Below are 18,720 nucleotides of genomic sequence, written 5' to 3' on the forward strand. Positions count from 1 at the left end.
CCCCGTCGAACTCTGCATCCCTAGGAGATGTCGTGTCTGAAGTCCGTATCGCCGCCGAGCAGCGCACCACGTTCGGCAAGGGCGCCGCCCGCAAGATCCGCCGCGCCGACAAGGTGCCCGCCGTCCTCTACGGGCACGGCATCGACCCCAAGCACCTGACCCTGCCGGGCCACGAGGTGCTCCTCGCGCTCCGCACGCCCAACGTGCTGATCCGCCTCCACGGCGAGGGCGTCGACGAGCTCGCGCTGCCCAAGGGCGTCCAGCGTGACCCGATCAAGGGCTTCGTCGAGCACGTCGACCTGCTCCTGGTCAAGCGCGGCGAGAAGGTCACCGTCGAGATCCCCGTCACCGCCGTCGGTGACGTCAACTCCGAGGGCCTGTTCGACCAGCAGCTCATGAGCATCGCGGTCGAGGCCGAGGCCACGCACATCCCGACCGGCGTCGAGGTCAGCGTCGAGGGCCTGGAGGTCGGCGCCTCGATCACCGCCGGCCAGCTCGACCTGCCCAAGGGCACCACGCTGATCGCCGACCCGGAGACCGTGGTCATCCAGGTCAACGCCAAGCCGACCGAGGCTCCCGCCGAGGAGGAGGGCGCCGAGGGCGAGGCTGCCGAGGGCGAGGCCGCCGAGGCCGCTGCCGCCGAGTAACCATCCCGGTCACGGGGCAGTCGGCATGCCGGCTGCCCCTTTCCGCTTGAGGGGAAGCACATGGACCGCTGGCTGATCGTCGGGCTCGGCAACCCCGGCCCCGAATACGCGGGCAACAGGCACAACGCGGGCTTCATGACGCTCGACGAGTTGGCCGCCAGGGCCGGCGGGCGGTTCAAGGCGCACCGCAGCCGGGCCGAGGTGCTGGAGACGCGGGCCGCCGTGCTCGCCAAGCCGCTCACGTACATGAACCTTTCCGGCGGGCCGACCAAGGCGCTCGCCGACTTCTACAAGATCGGCCCCGACCGGCTCATCGTGGTCCACGACGAGCTCGACGTCCCGTACGGGGCGCTGCGCGCCAAGCTGGGCGGCGGCGACAACGGGCACAACGGGCTCAAGTCGATCACCAAGGTCCTCGGCACCCGCGACTACCTGCGCGTACGGTTCGGCATCGGCAGGCCGCCCGGCCGGATGGACCCCGCCTCGTTCGTGCTGAAGGACTTCGCCACGGCCGAGCGCAAGGACCTGCCGTTCCTGGTCGACCGGGCGGCCGACGTGGTGGAGTCGCTCATGGAGCGCGGCCTCGACGTCACGCAGAACGAGTTTCACCGCGCCGATCTGAACATTTCCGGCCCTCCACGCTGATCCGCTCATAACGCCGTTCCCGCCTGGGCAGCCTGCACGCAGGGCTACGATCTAGTGACATTCCGTTGACGAACGTCACCTGGAGGCGTGCGTGCAGGACGGGTTGCTGACCGTCGCCGGAGCCGAGCCCAGCGTCGCCTGGCGCGCCGGGCCGCGCGTGCCCGGCTGGGTGCGCGCCTACCAGCTCCGGGCGATGGGCGCCGACCTGCTCGCCGCCGGCGCCGGGTCGGCCGCCGCGTTCTGCTTCCGGTTCGGCCACGTCAGCGCCCACGCGCTCCCCTATCTGCTGGTCAGCGTCGCGCTGCCCGCCGTGTGGCTGGGCGCCGTCGCGCTCAACCGGGCCTACGAGCCGCGCCTCATCGGCGAGGGCTCGGAGGAGTTCCGCCGCATCGTGCGCTGCGGGGCCGCGCTCACCGCCCTGCTCGCCATCGGCTCCTACCTGACCAAGGCCGACGTCGCCCGCGGTTACGTGGTGCTCGCGCTGCCGCTGGTCACGTTGCTGACGCTGGCGCTGCGCCACGCCCTGCGGCGCGCCCTGCACCGCCGCCGGGCGCGCGGGGAGTGCCTGCGCCGCGTGGTGGCCGTCGGCCACGCCGCCTCCGTGGACGAGCTCGTACGCCTGTTCCGCAAGGAGCGCTACCACGGCATGGACGTCGTGGCCGCCTGCCTGCCCGACGACGCCGCCCTCGACAGCGTGGCCGAGGTGCCCGTCGCCGGCCACTTCAGCGACGTGCCGCTGGTCGTCGAGCAGGTAGGCGCCGACACGGTCGCCGTGCTCGCCTGTCCCGAGATGGACGGCCTGGCGCTGCGCCGCCTCGCCTGGCGGCTGGAGGCCACCCAGACCGAGCTCGTCGTGGCCCCCGCGCTCATGGAGGTCGCCGGGCCGCGCACCATGATCAGGCCGGCCGCCGGGCTGCCGCTGCTGCACGTCGAGCACCCCGAGCTGACCGGCGCCAGGCAGCTCGTCAAGAACGTCTTCGACCGGCTGGTGGCCGCCGTCCTGCTCGTGCTGCTGGCCCCGCTGCTGGCCGGGCTCGCGGTCGCCGTACGCGCCACCAGCCCCGGGCCCGCGCTGTTCCGCCAGGTCAGGATCGGCAGGGACGGCAGGCCGTTCACGATCGTGAAGTTCCGCACGATGCGGCGCGGCTCCGAATATCAGAAGATCACCCTGGTCAGCGACGGCGACGGCCCGCTGTTCAAGATCCGCAACGATCCCCGGGTGACGCCGCTCGGCATGTTCCTGCGCCGCCACTCGCTCGACGAGCTGCCCCAGCTCCTCAACGTGCTGCTCGGCCACATGTCGCTGGTCGGCCCGCGCCCGCCGCTGCCGGAGGAGGTCGCCGGCTACGGCGACGACGTGCGCAGACGGCTGCTCGTCCGGCCGGGGCTGACCGGGCTGTGGCAGGTGAGCGGCCGGTCCGATCTGTCATGGGAGGAATCGGTCCGGCTCGACCTGCGTTACGTGGAGAACTGGTCCCTCATGTTGGACCTGCAGATCCTGTGGAAGACTTGGTCGGCCGTCGCACGCGGGCAAGGAGCTTACTGATGACGATTCGCGACGACCACGCCCTCGCCGCCGACCTGGCGACCGAGGCGGGCGAGCACCTGCTGGCGGTCCGGGACCGCGTCGGGTTCGCCGACCAGGCCGCGCTCAAGGCCGCCGGTGACCGGGCTTCCCACGAGTTCCTGATGGAGGCGCTGGCCAGGCTGCGGCCCAGCGACAGCGTGCTGTCGGAGGAGGCCACCCGCGAGGAGCGGCTCGACCCGCGCAGGCTGTCGGCCGACCGGGTGTGGATCGTCGACCCGCTCGACGGCACCCGCGAGTTCTCCGAGGAGGGCCGCGCCGACTGGGCCGTCCACGTCGCGCTGTGGGAGCGCGGCACGCTGAGCGCCGGGGCCGTGGCGCTGCCCGCCCAGGGCCGCACGCTCGGCACCGCCGAGCCGCCCAAGCTGCCCGCCCACGAAGGCGGCCGCTTCCGCATCGCGGTGAGCCGCACCAGGCCGCCGGAGTTCGTGCAGAAGCTCGCCTACCTCGCCGGGGCCGACCTGGTGCCGATCGGCTCGGCCGGGGCCAAGATCTGCGCGGTGCTCACCGGAGAGGTCGAGGCGTACGTCCACGCCGGCGGCCAGTACGAGTGGGACTCGGCCGCGCCGGTCGCCGTCGCGCTGGCCGCGGGAGCCCACGCCAGCCGCGTCGACGGCTCAACCCTGACCTACAACCAAGCCGACCCCTCCCTACCGGATATTCTGGTTTCCCTACCGGACTTGGCGTCTACCCTGCTCGCCGGGATTCGGGACCTGCACCGCTAAAAACGCCCCGAGGAGAGCGCTTATGCTCCAGCGCGACTACACGACGTCGCAGCTCGACGTACTCGAAGCCGAGGCCATCCACATCATGCGCGAGGTGGCTGCCGAGTTCGAGCGCCCCTGTCTGCTCTTCTCCGGCGGCAAAGACTCCATCGTCATGCTCCGCATCGCGGAGAAGGCGTTCTGGCCCGCGCCGATCCCGTTCCCGCTCATGCACGTCGACACCGGCCACAACTTCGACGAGGTCATCGAGTTCCGCGACCGCCGCGTCGAGGAGCTGGGCGCCAAGCTGATCGTGGCCTCCGTGCAGGAGTCCATCGACCAGGGCCGCGTCGCCGAGCAGACCGGCCGCCGCGCCTCCCGCAACCGCCTGCAGACCACGACGCTGCTCGACGCCATCGAGGCCAACCGCAACGACGCCGTCTTCGGCGGCGCCCGGCGCGACGAGGAGAAGGCCAGGGCCAAGGAGCGCGTCTTCTCCTTCCGCGACGAGTTCGGCCAGTGGGACCCGAAGAACCAGCGCCCCGAGCTGTGGAACCTCTACAACGGCCGCATCGCCCAGGGCGAGCACATCCGCGTCTTCCCGCTGTCCAACTGGACCGAGCTCGACGTGTGGGACTACATCCGGCGCGAGGGCATCGAGATCCCGTCGATCTACTTCGCCCACACCCGCAAGGTGTTCGAGCGTGACGGCATGCTGCTGCCCGACGCCGACGTGGTCCAGCGGGGCGACGACGAGCCGCTGTTCGAGGCCGTCGTCCGCTACCGGACCGTGGGCGACATGACCTGCACCGGCGCCGTGCAGTCCACGGCCGCCACGGTCGAGGAGATCATCGAGGAGATCGCGGCCACCCGGATCACCGAGCGCGGGGCCACCAGGGCCGACGACCGCGCCTCGGAGGCCGCCATGGAGGACCGCAAGCGGGAAGGCTACTTCTAGACCGATGGACATTCTGCGTTTCGCCACGGCGGGAAGCGTCGACGACGGCAAGTCCACCCTCATCGGGCGGCTCCTGTTCGACTCCAAGGCGATCTTCGAAGACCAGCTCGAGGCCGTCGAGCGCACCTCGCGCGACCGCGGCACCGAATACACCGACCTGTCGCTGCTGACCGACGGCCTGCGCGCCGAGCGGGAGCAGGGCATCACGATCGACGTCGCCTACCGCTACTTCGCCACGCCCCGGCGCAAGTTCATCATCGCCGACACGCCGGGCCACATCCAGTACACCCGCAACATGGTCACCGGCGCCTCCACCGCCGACCTGGCCATCATCCTCATCGACGCGCGCAAGGGCGTGCTGGAGCAGTCGCGCAGGCACGCCTTCCTGACCTCGCTGCTGCGCGTCCCGCACCTGGTGCTCGCGGTCAACAAGATGGACCTGGTCGACTACTCGCAGGAGCGCTTCGAGGAGATCCGCGAGGAGTTCACCGCGTTCGCCTCCAAGCTCAACGTGGCCGACCTGACGTTCATCCCGATCTCCGCGCTCAACGGCGACAACGTGGTGTCCCGCTCCGAGAACATGCCCTGGTACCAGGGCACCTCGCTGCTCCACCACCTGGAGAACGTGCACATCGCCTCCGACCGCAACCTGACCGACGTGCGCTTCCCGGTCCAGTACGTGATCCGCCCGCAGCGGGCCACCGACCACGCCTTCCACGACTACCGCGGCTACGCCGGCCAGGTGGCGGGCGGCGTGCTCAAGCCCGGCGACGAGGTCGTCCACCTGCCGTCCGGGCTCACCACCCGGATCGCCTCCATCGACACCTTCGACGGGCCGGTGGAGGAGGCGTTCCCGCCCATGTCGGTGACGCTGCGCTTCGAGGACGACCTCGACATCTCGCGCGGCGACATGATCGCCAGGCCCAACAACCAGCCGCAGGCCGCCCAGGACCTGGAGGCGATGGTCTGCTGGATGGCCGACACCTCCAAGCTGACGCCGCGCTCCAAGCTGACGATCAAGCACACCACCCGCACCGCGCGGGCGCTGGTGCGCGACCTGCAATACCGGCTCGACGTCAACACCCTCCACCGTGACGAGGAGGCCACCGCGCTGGGCCTCAACGAGATCGGCCGGGTGACGCTGCGGGTGACGCAGCCGCTGTTCGTCGACGACTACGGGCGCAACCGGCTCACCGGCGGTTTCATCCTGATCGACGAGACCAGCAACAGCACCGTGGCGGCGGGCATGGTCATCGACTCCCGCTGAGCTTCGCTCCCGAAACGGCCGGTCGCGCTTCCCGCGGCCGGCCGTTCCGCGTTAGGTAGATCATTGCCGGTTCCTTGGCCGAATGATTACTCTCCGCGCTAGTGTCTCCACGTTCCGTGTTGGCGATGCGAGAGTCCATGCCCGTGAGCGAACCGCGCGTGATCTTCCTTGGCGGCCTCGGCCGCAGCGGCACGACACTGCTCGAACGGCTCCTCGGCGAGCTGCCCGGCGTCGTGCCCCTGGGCGAGGTCGTCCACCTGTGGGAGCGCGGCGTGCTGGCCGACGAGGCATGCGGGTGCGGCCGGGCGTTCAGCGTCTGCCCGTTCTGGGTGCGCGTCGGCGACCGCGCGTTCAACGGCTGGACGGCCATGCTCGCCGAACGGGTCGTCGCCCTGCGCCACCGCGTCGACCGCACCCGGCGGGTGGCCCGCATCGCCCACGCCGACCTGGCCGAATACGTACGGGCCTACCGTCGCGTCTACCGCGCGGCCGCCGAGGCCGCCGGCGCCCGCGTGGTGATCGACTCCAGCAAGCACGCCTCCCTCGCCTACTGCCTGGTCGAGGCCGGGGTCGACGCCCAGGTGGTGCAGGTGGTGCGCGAGCCCCGCGCCGTCGCCCACTCCTGGAGCCGCAGCGTGGCCAGGCCCGAGGACGGGCAGCCGATGACCCGCTGGACCCCGCTGCGCACCGCCGTCCACTGGAACGCCCAGAACTTCGCCCTCGAAGTCCTCGCCCGGCGCGGCGCCCCCGTCACCCGCATCCGCTACGAGGACCTGCTGGCCGCGCCGGAGGCCACGCTGACCGGGCTCGCCGGGGTGCTCGGGCTCACCGAGTTCCGGCTGCCGTTCCTCGACGGCACCACCGCCTACCTGACCACCAGCCACACCTCCTCGGGCAACCCGATGCGCTTCAAAGTGGGCCGCGTCGAGCTGGCCCGCGACGACGCCTGGCGGCAAGGGCTGCCGCGCCACCACCGAGGGCTGGTCGCCGCGCTCACCTGGCCGCTCCGGGCCCGCTACGGCTACGGCAGGGCGACCGCATGACCGGTCCCGTCGGCGTGGTCGTCCCCACGCGCGGCGACCGGCCCGGCCTTCTGCGCGAGGCCGTGCTCGCCGCGCTCGCCCAGGACCACCCGGTCGACGTGGTCGTCGTCGCCGACGGCGTGCCGCCCGAGACCGTGCGGCGGCAGGTGCCCGCCCAGGCGAGAGTGATCGGCAACCGGCTCAGCCCGGGACTGCCCGGGGCGCGCAACACCGGCATCGCCGCCTGCGACACCGAGCTCGTCGCCTTCTGCGACGACGACGACCTCTGGCTGCCCGGCAAACTCGCCGCCCAGGTGCGGCTCGCCGTCACCGGCGCCGAGTTCGTGAGCTGCGGCATCGAGATCGAGTACGGCGACCGCCGCGTCACCCGGCTGGCCGGGGCCGACCGGGTCACGGCCGCCGACCTGACCCGGTCGCGCATGGTCATGGTGCACTCCTCGACGTTCCTGTTCCGGCGCGGCGCGCTCTGGGTCGACGAAAGCGCCCCCGCCGGGCAGAACGAGGACTGGGACCTCGCGCTCCGCGCCGCCCGGCGCCACCCGATCGCCTGCGCCGACCGGCCCCTCGTCCGGGTCCGGTGGGGGGCCTCCCACTACGTCGCCCGCTGGGCCGACCGCATCGCCGGGCTGGAGTGGATGCTCGCCCGGCATCCCGAACTGGCCGTGGATCCACGCGGCGCGGCACGGATCTACGGCCAGCTCGCCTTCGGCCACGCGGCGCTCGGCCGCCGCCTCGACGCGGCCCGCTGGGCTTCCCGCGCCCTGTCGGCCCGCCTCGGCGAACCCCGCGCCCCCATCGCGCTGGCCGTCGCCGCCGGCCTCATCCCCGCCCCCCGCGTCCTCGCCCTCCTCCACCGCCGAGGCCACGGCATCTGACCCCGCCCCACCGGACAACGGACCCCACCATGCCCTCACCCACCCACCCGTTCCCACCCCCTTCGGCCCCGCCAACTCCCAGCACCCACGACACCCCGAGCGCCCCACCACCCCCCGGAGCCCCCCACCGCCCCCCGGACACGCTCACCCGACCACGCGACACCACCCCGGCGGCCGACTCCCCAACGGAGACGCTGCCGCGTGCCGCTGTCCCGGAGGGGGCGGGCGCTGGGGCGCTGCGGCGTGGCGCGGCTGTGGGCGCGCGTCGCTCGCAGGCGACCCAGGAGGCGCTGCCCGGCAGGCTGCGTGCCGCCGTCCTGGAGGGGGCGGGCTCAGCTCCTGGGGTGCTGTCGGCTGGACGGCGGGTGGTGGTGGGTGGGGTGGGGGTGGATGCCGCCACCGAGGCCGAGGTGGTGGATTGGGTGAGCGGGGAGGTGGAGGCGGGCCGCGGGGGCCAGATCGTGACGCCCAACGTGGACATCTGCCGGGCCGTGGCGCGGGATGCCGGGTTGCGGGAGCTGGTGCGGCGGGCCGAGGTGGTGGTGGCCGATGGGATGCCGCTGGTGTGGGCGTCGCGGATCTCGGGGACGCCGCTGCCGGAGCGGGTCACGGGCGCGGACCTGATCTGGTCGCTGAGCGCGCGGGCGGCGCGGCGCGGCTGGCCGGTCTACCTGCTCGGCGGGCCGCCCGGGGCCGCCGAGGGCGCGGCGGGGGAGCTGGCGCGCCGCTGTCCGGGGCTCGACGTCCGGGGCGCGGTGTCGCCGCCGTACGGGTTCGACGCACGCCCGGCGGAGCGCGAGCGGGTGATGGGCGACGTGGTGCGGGCGCGGCCCCGGCTGGTGTTCGTGGGGCTGGGCTTCCCCCGGCAGGAGCTGCTGATCGGCGACCTGCGCCAGGAGCTGCCCGGCGCCTGGTTCCTGGGCTGCGGGGCGGCGATCGCGTTCGCGGCCGGGACGGTGCCGCGCGCTCCGGGGTGGATGCGGCGCGCCGGGCTGGAGTGGGCGTTCCGGCTGGGGTCGGAGCCGGGCCGGTTGGCCAGGCGCTACCTGGTGGACGATCTGCCGTTCGCGGTGCGGCTGCTGCTGGAGGCCAGGCGCGGGGTCATGCGGCGGTGAGGGCGCGGACGCGGGCGATCTCCGCCGGGGTGAGGCCGCGGGCGGCGGTGCGCAGGGCCTGGCGGGAGTCCATCGGCCGGTAGGCGGTGCGGGACAGCCCTGTCCAGGCGAAGCTCCGGCCTGGTCCGGTGGGGGCGGTGCAGGCGTGGGTGATGCGGCGTTCGGCGGCGGGGGTCCAGGTGAGCCCGGCGTGGTCGTACAGGGTGCGGAAGCCGGGCAGGGGGTCGGCGGCGAGGTCGTCGTACGAGGTCACCTGGATGCCGGGAAGGCAGGAGAGGATCGTGCGCGTCACCCGCCACAGCGCGGCGGCCTTGGCGAGCCGGTCCTGGGAGCCGATCAGCGGGCGCAGCAGCTCGACCTCGGGGTGGTCGCGGACGAGGAGGGGCTGTTCGAGCAGCTCGTGGAAGTAGACGGTCCAGCCGAGCCGCTGCCAGCTTGCCACGAAGGCGACGGGGTCGCGGACGAGCGCGATGACGCGGCAGCCGAGCCGGGTGGCGAACCAGCCGGCCGACAGCACCGCGAACGGGTCGTCGAGCAGGGCCCGCCGCCCGGTCAGCCGCCCGAGCCCGAACGCGGCGCCGTAGCGGATCATGCGGGCCAGGTCGTACGGGGTGCGGTTGGCCCGCAGTTGGGCCGCCCAGCGGTAGCGCAGGGCGACGGTGTCGCGGAAGGCGGGCAGCCAGGCGTCGGCGTTGTCGTCGCAGATGTACTGGAACCGGTGGGTCACGTGGGCGCGCAGCACGCCGGGGGAGCGGCCGGGCGGGTGTTGCGGGTTGAGCGGTTCGTTGACGTAGACGAGTTCGCCGCCGGCGGCCAGCATCTTGCCGGTCCAGCTCGTACCGCTTCTGGGCAGCCCGGTGACGAGCACGGGCGGGTTCACGCGGCGGCCCAGGCGCGGAGGCGGAGGGCGCCGAGGCTGTGGCGGCCGAAGGGGCGCAGCCCGTAGCGGCGGTGGAGCTGCCAGAGCGGCAGGGCGTTCTTGACGAGCAGCCCGCCGGCCCAGCCGAGCGCGGCGCCGAGCGCGCCGTGGGCGGGGATGAGCGCGAGGTCGAGCAGCACGGTGACGCCGAGCGCGGCGAGCAGGTTGAGCAGGCTGCCGGTGGTGTGCCCGGCGGCGGTGAGGACGACGTCGACCATGCCGCACGCGGTGGCCGCCATCATGGCGGCGGCGAGCACCAGGGCGACGGGCGCGGCGGCGTCGTAGCCGGCGCCGAACAGGTCGAGCAGCCAGGGCGCGAGCGCGGCGTAGCCGAGCCAGACGGGCCAGGTGAGCAGCACCAGCCACATGGTGGTGACCTGGTAGAGCTCGCGGGCGCGGGCGAGGTCGCCGTCGGCGAGCGCGCTCACCAGGCGGGGTTGCGCGGCGCGGGAGAGCCCCTGGTTGGCGAGCTGCCCGACGACCTTGAACCGGGTGGCGGCGGTGTAGACGGCGGCCTGGACGGGCCCGCCGAGCGCGGCGACGAGCACGATGTCGAGCCGCTGGAACACGGCCTGGACGGCGCCCGCCGCCGACCGGGGCGCGGTGTGACGCCACAGGTCGCGCCCGGTGCCGGGCAGGTAGGGCGTGCGGGGCGCCCGTCCGCGCAGCGCCAGCCCGGCCAGCATGGCCACGATCAGGTACGGGGCGGCCCAGGCGAGGGGCAGCGCGGAGCTGTGGGCGAGGGCGGCGGCGACGAGGGCGAGCTGGCCGACGGGCAGCACGATCCCGTCGAGCAGCACGGTGGGCCGCATCGCCCCGAACCCGCGGGTGGCCGCGAGCAGCACGTCGGCCACGGCGATCGCGGGCAGCGCCCAGGCCAGCGGCCCGAGCTGCGGGTGGAGGACGATCCCGGCCGCGGTGGCGACCACGGCGACGGGCACCACCGCTGCCCTGACATATCCGGAAACGCCGAGATAGCCGTACGTCCCGGCCCGCGCGATGAAGTACACCAGCCCGTTCCCCGCGTCCAGCTTGGCCACCCCGGCGGCCAGCAACGCCAGCGCGGTCACCGCGAAGAACTCGCCCGCCTGGGCGGCAGGCAGCCCTCTGGTCACCACCACCACGAGCGCGAACTGGGCCAGCGCCCCCACCGCGGCCCCGGCCAGCCCCGCCGCGCCGCTGCGCGCCAGACCCGTCACCGCCACGACGGCGCACCCCCCAGCCAGCGCACCAGCCGCGCGTCGTCCGCCTCGAACCGCTCGCGCAGCGCCCGCCGCAGCGACGCGGGCAGCGGCCTCGGCAGCGCCCGCCCGTTGTGGCGCTCGAACGCCGGGTAGCCGAGCCGGGGCACGCCCAGGAAGTCCAGCACCCGGTCGTAGACCGGCTCGGGCTCGGCGAAGAACCGGTGGCTGTCGAGCACCAGGATGCGCTCCCGCCCGAACAGCGGCTCCAGCCGGTCGAGCTGCGCGGCGTAGCGGCCCCGCGCCACGTAGGCGTGGTGCCGGTGTGAATGGTGCACCGAGTACGGCCGTGCCCGCAGGCTCTCCTCGGCCCCGGCCAGCCGCCGCTCCTCCAGTTCGAGTGCGTACTCGAAGCTGGACTCGGTCTCGTACCCGCGGGCGAGCTCGTGGGCGTGTGCCGAGCACGCCCGCTCGACGGGGTCGCGCACGAGCACGATCAGCTTGACCCCCGGCAGGTCGGCGGCGATGCGCTCGCCGGCCAGCGGGTGGAACAGGTAGTAGGGCGACGACTCGAACGCCTGCGCCGGGGCCCCGTGGCGGCGAGCCAACAGTGCCGCCCCCACGCGCAGCGGGAAGTGCCCCCGGTACCACGGCAGCCCACGCCGGTAGCCGGTGTCGAAGTAGTGGACGCCCTTGTGCAGCACCGGTTTGAGCAGCAGCGGGTGCTGTGCCAGCGCCCGGTAGAGCGAGGTGGTGCCGCACCGCTGCGCCCCGATGATGAGGAACGACGGCAGTACGCGCGCCCCCGAGGTGAACCGCCCGGCCCCGCGCGACACCGACAGCACGGGCCGCTTCATCGGCTTCACAGGATCGGCTCCTCGTGGTCGACGAGCGGGGACAGCCAGCGTTGCGGCGGCCCCAGCGGCTCGTGCCCGTCGGTGGCGTGCCGGTCGGCCAGCGCGACGAGGTAGAGCAGCGCCGTCCGCCTGGCCTGGGCCGCCGAGAGCCCGTAGGGCGCCAGCACCCGCAACGCCTGGGCGAGGCAGGCACGCGCGGCGGTGGGCGGGTCCATGCGCCGCAGCGCCCGCTGGAAGAAGTGGTGCATCGCGTCGAACCCGTGCGGCACCCCGGTCGCGTAGCGCTCCCAGTCCCACACGAGCAGCCGCCCGTCGGCGGCGGGTGCGATGTTCCACGGCGCCAGGTCGCCGTGCCACGCGCCGTCGCCGGTGGCGGCGATCTCCTTGACGGCGCGGACGAGCAGCGGCTCGGGCACCCGGCCGCGCCGCGCGGGCAGCGGCGACAGCGCGAGCACGCCGAGCCCGCGCCAGGTGCCGTGGTAGAGCACGCTGGGCGCGACGACGCTCTTGAGCGGCCGGTCGGCAAGCCGGGACAGCACGGCGGCCTCGTTGGCGACCAGCGCGCGCGCCCGCTCGCTGTCGCCGATCTTCACGTACGCCAGCCGCGCCCCCGCCGAGTATGCCTCCAGGACCGGTTTGCGGTTGGCCCGGCGGGCGGGCCGCACGTGCACGACGAGCTCGATCGGCGTGCCGAACACCTCGCCGAGGTGGTCGCCGATCGATCCCTCGGCGGGCAGCATCACCCTCGGCCCCGGATGCCACCAGCGGCGCGGAGCCAGTCGCCGGGGCAGGTAGGGGTGGGGCAGCACCGTGTAGGGGCGCGGTGACCCGGTGCCGGGAAAGAGCAGGTCGAGCGTGTCGCCGAGATAGCGCAGCCGGATCCTATGGTCGTGCATGCGTGTTCCTCCACAGGAGGGCGAAGGAGATGAAGTAGAGGCTCAGCGGTGTGACCAGCCCGTCGTAGACGAACATGTAGAGCAGCACCAGGCACATCACGAGCACCCCGGCCAGCCCGATCGGCGTCCGGTCGGGCCAGTGGCGGCGGATCGCCCCGGCGAAGAACGCCACGTAGAGCACGGCCCCGGTGAACCCCTGGGTGATCATCAGCAGCCAGAGCTGCCCGTCGGCGCCCAGCGGCGGATGGCCGCAGCCCGCGCACCAGCCGGTCTTGCCGGTGGTGATCGTGCGATGGCTGCCGAGCGCGTTGCGCGTGTTGCCGTAGCCGGCGACGGGGGAGTGGGTGGCGGCCTCGATCGTGGCCGACACGGTGAACGCCCGGATGTCGTTGGAGTGCGGTTTGTCCAGGCGTTGCATGACGAGCCCGGCCAGCGGGCTGAGCGCGAACACCAGCGCCGCCGCCACCGCCCCGGCGCACAGCATGAGCCTGGTCCGGCCGCCCACCCGGACGATCAGGTACGCGACGGCCAGCCCGAGCCCGATCCACAGGCCGCGGTTGAGCGAGTAGACGATCGGCACGGCGGCCAGCGCGACCAGCGCCACGGCGACCACCCGGCGGCGGCGCGACCCGTACACCCACCAGCCGACCACGAACCAGACCAGCAGCACCGACACGTTGCTGCCCCACGCGTTGGCCCATTCGTAGGGGGCCTCCGGGCGCGGCATGGAGTAGCCGAGCACCTTCTGCGTCTGGGAGGCGGTCGGGTGGATGAGGTTCTGCACGAACGGGTTGCCCGCCAGCCAGTCGGGCAGCAGCATCTCCACCGGCGAGGTGAAGGAGAATCCGGGCGCGAGCAGCCCGAGCAGCCCGCCCGCCACGGTCGTCACGAACAGCACGCCGAGCATCCGCACCAGCCGGAGCTGCGGCAGCTCCCGCTCGGTGAGGTTGCCTAGGTAGAGCACCATGATCATGAGTGACAGGTAGAGCGCCAGCCGCATCCCGTAGCCGGCCAGTCGGCCCGCGCCGAGCTCGCCGTAGGTGCCGGGCGGCATCTCGCCCAGCATCAGCGCGCTGATCAGGTAGCCGCCGATGAGCAGCGCCCACAGCCCGAACCCGCGCGGCACCCGCACCGGCCGCCGCCGGAACAGGATGACGGCCATGGGCACGGCCAGCACGACCACCGACAGCCCGCCGAAGCCGAGCGCCCACCAGACCGGATAGCCGAGCAGCAGCGCGCCGATGGGCCAGGCGGGCCCTTTCACGTCGGCTTGCCCAGCGAGCCCACCGGGCGGTTCACGGGCTTGTGCGCGGGGGTGTGCACAGGCGTGCTCATCGGCGTCGTCAGGGCGCCGCTCTCGGCGAGCTCGCCGCTCGCGACCAGCTTGCCGAGCGTGTTGGGCCGGCGCGGCTCGGGCGCGGGCGCGGGCGTCAGGTCCGTCGTCGTCACCACGCCGATGACGGGCACGCGGTGCCGGCCGACCTGTCGTACGGCGGCCGCGACCTGCTCGGCGGTGGCCTCGCCCAGCCCGACGAGCAGCACCGCCGCGTCGGCCCGGCCGAGGTCGCCCACCTCGGCGCCGTTGAGCACCGACAGCGGGGCGCTGGCGGCCAGCGGCGCGATCACGGACGCGGTGCCGAGCTCGGCGGGCACGGCCTTGACCAGCAGCCACTTCCCGGGGCAGGCGGAGACGACGGAGGTGGCGAGCTCGGCCGGGCGTGCCAGGTCGGCCAGGACGGGCAGCCCGGTCAGCCGTTCGACGTCGGCGGCGGTGCGCAGCCGGGTGTCGAGCCGGTCGCGCAGGCTCGCCGCGCCGGCCCCGGCCAGCAGCCCGGCGACGAGCCCGGAGGCCAGGTGGAGCGGCAGGCTGGGCGAGCTGGGCGCGGACGGCGGCTCGGCCGGGCTGATGACCGAGCCGGGCGTCACCGGGACCGTCTTGAGCGCGTCGTACTTGAGCGTGAGGCTGTTGGCCTGCCGGTTGAGCACGCCCTGCCGGTGGAGCGCGAGCGTGTGCTCGGCGGTGCCGCGGCGCAGCCCGCCGAGCTGCGTGACGGCCTTGGCGAGCGCGGCGTTGACCTGCTTGAGCTTGGCCAGGATGAGCTTCTGCTGGGAGGTGATGGCGGCCTGCGCGCCGTCGGCCCGGTGGGCCAGGTAGGCGTCGGCGTAGGCGCGCGACTGGGTGGTGGCGGCGACGGGGTCGGGCGAGGTGACGGTCATGAGCAGGACCGCCGAGTTGGGCGGCACCGTGACCTCGACGGGCTCCGGCTCGGCGATGCCGGCGATCTGGGCGGCGGCAGCGGCGACGACGCCGGAGCGGGCGATCTGCGCCTCGGTGTCGAGGTTGAGCTGCTCGCGCTGCCTGGCGGTCACCTGGTTGCCCTGCTCGGGCACGCCCACCGGGGTGACGAGGACCTGGGTGGTGGCGGTGTAGGCGGGCGGGGTGAGCCGCATCAGCGCCAGCCCCATCGTGCCACCGGCCAGGAAGCAGCCCAGGAACAGCAGCCAGCGCCTGCGGAGCAGCGAGAGGTGCGCCCCCAGCTCGGTGCCGGAGCGGTGGGCCGGGCAGTCCGGCGTCGAGCTCATGGAGGCGCGTCTCCCTGAAGTGCGTAGCGGATTGTCGCGCTTCTGCGACTCTGCGTCACGTGCCGAGGTGTGCGCCCACTATAGGCGGGCCGGATATTACCCAGGTCGATTACCCAAGATTTTCTCCCGTACGGGCAGCAATTCGTCCTTCAATAACCCGCGATAAAGGGATTTGTACGGCGGCCGTACCGCCTCTGATCTGCGGTCTCGGCTGACGATCCGGCATGGGCGTGGCATGGTTCAGGGTTGACGGGCGGGGGCTTGAATGAGGGGGGCGGGTCATTTTGCCGCATAATTCGCCACATATCATCGCGTGGGCTCTGGTGCCGGCGCTGGTCGTCGTGCTGTCCGCCTGCTCGGCGGCCGACGAGACGCCGGCCGCGGCCCGGGCGAGCCTGCCGCCGGTGGTGGCGACCCCGCCCGAGTGCGCCGTCACCAGCAGGCTGATCCCGTCCTGCGGCGCCTGGTGGGGGATCGCGCCGGAGATCTTCACCGGCGCGGGCGTGACCCGGGCCCTGGAGAACGCCGAGCACCGCATGGGCGCCAAGGCCGACATCCTGCACGTCTACCACCGGGGCAGGGAGCTGTTCCCGACCGACGAGGAGATCCGGCTCGCCCGCGACCCGGCCAGGCCCCGGCTGCTGCTCGTCAACTGGAAGCCGTCGTTCGGCCACACCTGGGCGGAGATCGCCGACGGGGCCATCGACTCCCGGATCGACCGGCTGGCCCGCTACCTGCGGCGCACGTTCCCCGAGCGATTCTTCCTGACCATCCACCACGAGCCGGAGAACGACGTCGACGCCGCGGCCGGCTCCGGCATGCGGGCCGGCGACTACGCCGAGATGTTCCGCCACGTCGTGCTCCGGCTGCGCGAGCGCGGGGTGAAGAACGCGGTCACCGTGATGACCTACATGGGCGCGCCCAACTGGGCGTCCAAGCCGTGGTTCGAGGAGCTCTACCCGGGTGACGACGTGGTCGACTGGGTGGCCATGGACCCCTACGCCGACGGCCGGGTGCAGGACTTCGGCACGCTGGTCAACAAGACGCGCGAGGACTTCGACGAGTGGCCCGGCTTCTACCGGTGGATGCAGTGGCGCTTCCCCGGCAAACCGGTCATGGTCGCGGAGTGGGGCGTGTTCGAGCGGGCCGACGACCCGGCGTTCAAACGGGCCTTCTACGAGTCGGTGCGCCGGCAGATCCGCCGCTATCCGCAGATCAAGGCGCTGGTCTACTTCGACTCGCCGCACGCCCCGAGGGGCAACACCAGCTTCGACACCGAGCCGACGGCCGACCGGGCGTTCACCGAGCTCGCGAGAGATCCGCACTTCCGCGCGACTCGCGTGCCGCGGCCCTGACCCGCCACCGCCAGCCCGCCACGACGACCGCCGTCGCCGCCACCAGCGCGATCACGGTGACCGTGTTGGGCACGTCGAGCAGCTTGAGCGCCGAGGCCAGCAGCACGATCGCGAGCATCGCCCTGATCAGCCCGCCCGGCGCCCGCGAGGAGATCCGCGCGCCCAGGTAGACGCCGGGGATCGAGCCGACGAGCAGCGAGAGCGTCAGGTCGGCCTGGAAGTCGCCGAACAGCAGGTGGCCGAGCGCCGCCGACACGACCAGCGGCACCGCCTGGACCAGGTCCGTGCCGACGAGCTGGTTGGCCTTGAGCGCCGGGTAGAGCGCGATCAGCGCCACGATGATGAGCGACCCGGAGCCCACGGACGACACTCCGACGACCAGGCCGCCTACCATACCGACCAGTAGGGTCGGTATTGGGCGCACGACGATCTCCCGGGCCTCCGCCGTTCCGCCCCGGTCGCCCAGCCACGCCTTGGCGGCCAGCCCGGCGACCGCGAGCAGCAGGGCGACGCCGAGCGCGTACTTGACCCCGTCGCCCACCGCGAACGCCCGCGCCAGGAACACCCCGCAGAACGCCGTCGGCACCGAGCCCGCGCAGAGCCAGCCGACCAGCTTGAGGTTGACCGTGCCCCGGCGCAGGTGGACGACGCTGCCCACCGGCTTCATCACCGCCGAGGCCACCAGGTCGCTGGAGACCGCGGCCAGCGGCGGGACGTTGAAGAACAGCATCATCATCGGCGTCATCAGCGCGCCGCCGCCCATGCCGGTCAATCCGACGACGATCGCCACCAGGAACGACCCGGCGATGAGCGGGAGGTCGATCATCGCACCCACCCGCCGCCGCGCAGCGTGTCGAGCACCCGCCCGACGGCCGCCTCGACCGACAGGTGCGTGGTGTCGATCGTCAGGTCGGCGTCGTCCGGTTCCTCGTACGGATCGGAGACGCCGGTGAACTCGGGGATGAGGCCGGCCCGCGCCTTGGCGTACAGGCCCTTGCGGTCGCGGCGCTCGCACTCCTCCAGTGGCGTGGCGACGTGCACGAGCAGGAAGTCGGCGCCGACCGACTCGGCCATCTCGCGCACCTCGGCCCGCGTCTCCGCGTAGGGGGCGATGGGGGCGCAGATGGCCAGGCCGCCGTGGCGGGCCGCCTCGGCGGCCACGAACCCGATCCGCCGGATGTTGAGGTCGCGGTCGGCCTTGGAGAACGTCAGCCCCTTCGACAGCAGGTGGCGCACCACGTCGCCGTCGAGGTAGGTGACCGTGCGGGTGCCCAGCTCCAGCAGCGCGTCGCGCAGGCCGCGGGCGATCGTGGACTTGCCCGACCCCGACAGGCCGGTGAAGAACACCACCAGGCCGCGCCGGTGCGGCGGCCCGGGGATGCGCACCGGGTCGGGCCCGGCCAGGTGCTCGCTCGCGCCGTAGGCGAAGGCGACGTGCTCGCGCAGCTCCAGGTCGATCTCGGGCTCGTCGCGCGGCGCCAGCGGCACCGGCACCACCATCGTGCCCTCGGGGAGCTGGTCCCTGGCCCGCAGCGCGGCCCTGACGACGCCCGGCCCGGCCTCGCCGTACGCGAGGGGGAGCAGCAGGATGACGGCGCCGAGCTCCTTGGCGGTGGCGACGATCTCGCCCAGGTCGTCGAGCGGCCCGCGCATCGTGACGGCCAGCGCGTCGCGCCCGCCCAGGTCGACGCGGACCTCGTCGGGCGTGCGGCGCAGCCGCGCGAACGGGCCGTGCTCGGGCGCGCCGAGGCCCTTCACCGGGCCGGCCGCCAGCCCGTCGTGACCCCGCTCGGTCACGCTCAGCACGGCCAGCGGCACGCCCTCGGGGTCGAGCAGCGTGACCTCCTCGCCCGGGGTCACCTCGTCGGGCAGGGTGATCGTGACGGGCGCGGGCCACGGGGTGCCGTCGGCCAGCGTGCCGCGCTCGTGCACCGTGTGGAGGTCGTCGTGGCCGAGAAACCCCGTCAGCGGCTGGAACGCCCCCGAAAGCAGCAGCTCAAGATCGGCCAGCTCGCGCGCGTCGGGGGTCCACTCCACGATCGTTCATCCCAACTATCCCGATTACATTGGTAGGAAAAAATACCACTGTA

18 protein-coding genes are annotated in these 18,720 nt (G+C 73.2%); 10 read left to right on the plus strand and 8 right to left on the minus strand.

Annotated elements, in window-relative coordinates:
• Positions 1 to 32: 32 nt before the first annotated feature.
• From AB0G11_RS14570 to AB0G11_RS14610, 9 genes are all read left to right on the plus strand, one after another.
• Positions 33 to 647 (plus strand): 50S ribosomal protein L25/general stress protein Ctc, encoded by a 615-nt coding sequence (locus AB0G11_RS14570; protein WP_357586222.1) that lies wholly within the window; start codon positions 33 to 35, stop codon positions 645 to 647.
• A 60-nt stretch (positions 648 to 707) separates the two neighbouring features.
• Positions 708 to 1,292 carry an aminoacyl-tRNA hydrolase gene (gene pth, locus AB0G11_RS14575; protein WP_219500348.1) on the plus strand — a complete coding sequence of 195 codons (585 nt, stop codon included), beginning with the start codon at positions 708 to 710 and terminating at the stop codon, positions 1,290 to 1,292.
• A gap of 193 nt (positions 1,293 to 1,485) precedes the next feature.
• Positions 1,486 to 2,838: a sugar transferase gene (locus AB0G11_RS14580; protein WP_357586319.1), complete on the plus strand. Its 1,353-nt coding sequence runs from the start codon at positions 1,486 to 1,488 to the stop codon at positions 2,836 to 2,838.
• Positions 2,838 to 3,602: a 3'(2'),5'-bisphosphate nucleotidase CysQ gene (locus tag AB0G11_RS14585; protein ID WP_219500349.1), complete on the plus strand. Its 765-nt coding sequence runs from the start codon at positions 2,838 to 2,840 to the stop codon at positions 3,600 to 3,602. The genes AB0G11_RS14580 and AB0G11_RS14585 overlap by 1 nt, the downstream gene beginning before the upstream one ends.
• A gap of 22 nt (positions 3,603 to 3,624) precedes the next feature.
• Complete coding sequence (gene cysD, locus AB0G11_RS14590; RefSeq protein WP_219500357.1) at positions 3,625 to 4,539, plus strand: sulfate adenylyltransferase subunit CysD; 915 nt, start codon at positions 3,625 to 3,627, stop codon at positions 4,537 to 4,539.
• Positions 4,540 to 4,543: 4 nt separating this feature from the next.
• On the plus strand, positions 4,544 to 5,806 hold the full coding sequence (gene cysN / locus AB0G11_RS14595) for a sulfate adenylyltransferase subunit CysN (protein ID WP_219500360.1): 1,263 nt from the start codon (positions 4,544 to 4,546) through the stop codon (positions 5,804 to 5,806).
• 143 nt (positions 5,807 to 5,949) lie between these two features.
• The gene (locus tag AB0G11_RS14600) at positions 5,950 to 6,849 is read left to right on the plus strand and encodes a sulfotransferase (protein WP_357586224.1); all 900 of its coding nucleotides are present in this window, start codon (positions 5,950 to 5,952) and stop codon (positions 6,847 to 6,849) included.
• Positions 6,846 to 7,724 carry a glycosyltransferase gene (locus AB0G11_RS14605; RefSeq protein WP_357586226.1) on the plus strand — a complete coding sequence of 293 codons (879 nt, stop codon included), beginning with the start codon at positions 6,846 to 6,848 and terminating at the stop codon, positions 7,722 to 7,724. Before AB0G11_RS14600 ends, AB0G11_RS14605 begins: the two co-directional genes overlap by 4 nt.
• A gap of 254 nt (positions 7,725 to 7,978) precedes the next feature.
• The gene (locus AB0G11_RS14610) at positions 7,979 to 8,839 is read left to right on the plus strand and encodes a WecB/TagA/CpsF family glycosyltransferase (protein WP_357586228.1); all 861 of its coding nucleotides are present in this window, start codon (positions 7,979 to 7,981) and stop codon (positions 8,837 to 8,839) included.
• Here the strand turns inward: AB0G11_RS14610 and AB0G11_RS14615 are convergent.
• The 6 genes from AB0G11_RS14615 to AB0G11_RS14640 are packed head-to-tail and all read right to left on the minus strand — an operon-like array spanning position 8,826 to position 15,275.
• Positions 8,826 to 9,719, minus strand: coding sequence for a sulfotransferase (locus AB0G11_RS14615; RefSeq protein WP_357586229.1), 894 nt, complete (start codon positions 9,717 to 9,719; stop codon positions 8,826 to 8,828). The genes AB0G11_RS14610 and AB0G11_RS14615 overlap by 14 nt on opposite strands.
• Positions 9,716 to 10,963 (minus strand): lipopolysaccharide biosynthesis protein, encoded by a 1,248-nt coding sequence (locus tag AB0G11_RS14620; RefSeq protein ID WP_357586230.1) that lies wholly within the window; start codon positions 10,961 to 10,963, stop codon positions 9,716 to 9,718. Before AB0G11_RS14620 ends, AB0G11_RS14615 begins: the two co-directional genes overlap by 4 nt.
• Complete coding sequence (locus AB0G11_RS14625; RefSeq protein ID WP_219505118.1) at positions 10,954 to 11,796, minus strand: sulfotransferase; 843 nt, start codon at positions 11,794 to 11,796, stop codon at positions 10,954 to 10,956. Before AB0G11_RS14625 ends, AB0G11_RS14620 begins: the two co-directional genes overlap by 10 nt.
• A gap of 5 nt (positions 11,797 to 11,801) precedes the next feature.
• A complete protein-coding gene (locus tag AB0G11_RS14630; protein ID WP_357586232.1) occupies positions 11,802 to 12,692 on the minus strand; it encodes a hypothetical protein in 891 nt (296 codons plus the stop codon).
• A complete protein-coding gene (locus AB0G11_RS14635) occupies positions 12,679 to 13,956 on the minus strand; it encodes a hypothetical protein (RefSeq protein ID WP_357586234.1) in 1,278 nt (425 codons plus the stop codon). The genes AB0G11_RS14630 and AB0G11_RS14635 overlap by 14 nt, the downstream gene beginning before the upstream one ends.
• Complete coding sequence (locus AB0G11_RS14640; RefSeq protein WP_357586236.1) at positions 13,953 to 15,275, minus strand: Wzz/FepE/Etk N-terminal domain-containing protein; 1,323 nt, start codon at positions 15,273 to 15,275, stop codon at positions 13,953 to 13,955. The genes AB0G11_RS14635 and AB0G11_RS14640 overlap by 4 nt, the downstream gene beginning before the upstream one ends.
• A 323-nt stretch (positions 15,276 to 15,598) precedes the next feature.
• On the opposite strand from AB0G11_RS14640, the gene AB0G11_RS14645 reads away from it, so the two are divergent.
• Positions 15,599 to 16,630, plus strand: a complete 1,032-nt coding sequence (locus AB0G11_RS14645) for a hypothetical protein (protein ID WP_357586238.1) — start codon at positions 15,599 to 15,601, stop codon at positions 16,628 to 16,630.
• On the opposite strand, the gene AB0G11_RS14650 is transcribed toward AB0G11_RS14645, so the two are convergent.
• Both AB0G11_RS14650 and cysC read right to left on the minus strand, forming a co-directional pair.
• Positions 16,575 to 17,456 carry a sulfite exporter TauE/SafE family protein gene (locus AB0G11_RS14650; protein ID WP_219505090.1) on the minus strand — a complete coding sequence of 294 codons (882 nt, stop codon included), beginning with the start codon at positions 17,454 to 17,456 and terminating at the stop codon, positions 16,575 to 16,577. The two genes, AB0G11_RS14645 and AB0G11_RS14650, sit on opposite strands and share 56 nt — an antisense overlap.
• Positions 17,453 to 18,667, minus strand: a complete 1,215-nt coding sequence (gene cysC, locus AB0G11_RS14655) for an adenylyl-sulfate kinase (protein WP_219505087.1) — start codon at positions 18,665 to 18,667, stop codon at positions 17,453 to 17,455. The genes AB0G11_RS14650 and cysC overlap by 4 nt, the downstream gene beginning before the upstream one ends.
• Positions 18,668 to 18,720: the final 53 nt, after the last annotated feature.

It is taken from the genome of Nonomuraea sp. NPDC023979, assembly GCF_040639085.1.
Classification (GTDB): Bacteria; Actinomycetota; Actinomycetes; order Streptosporangiales; family Streptosporangiaceae; genus Nonomuraea; species Nonomuraea ceibae.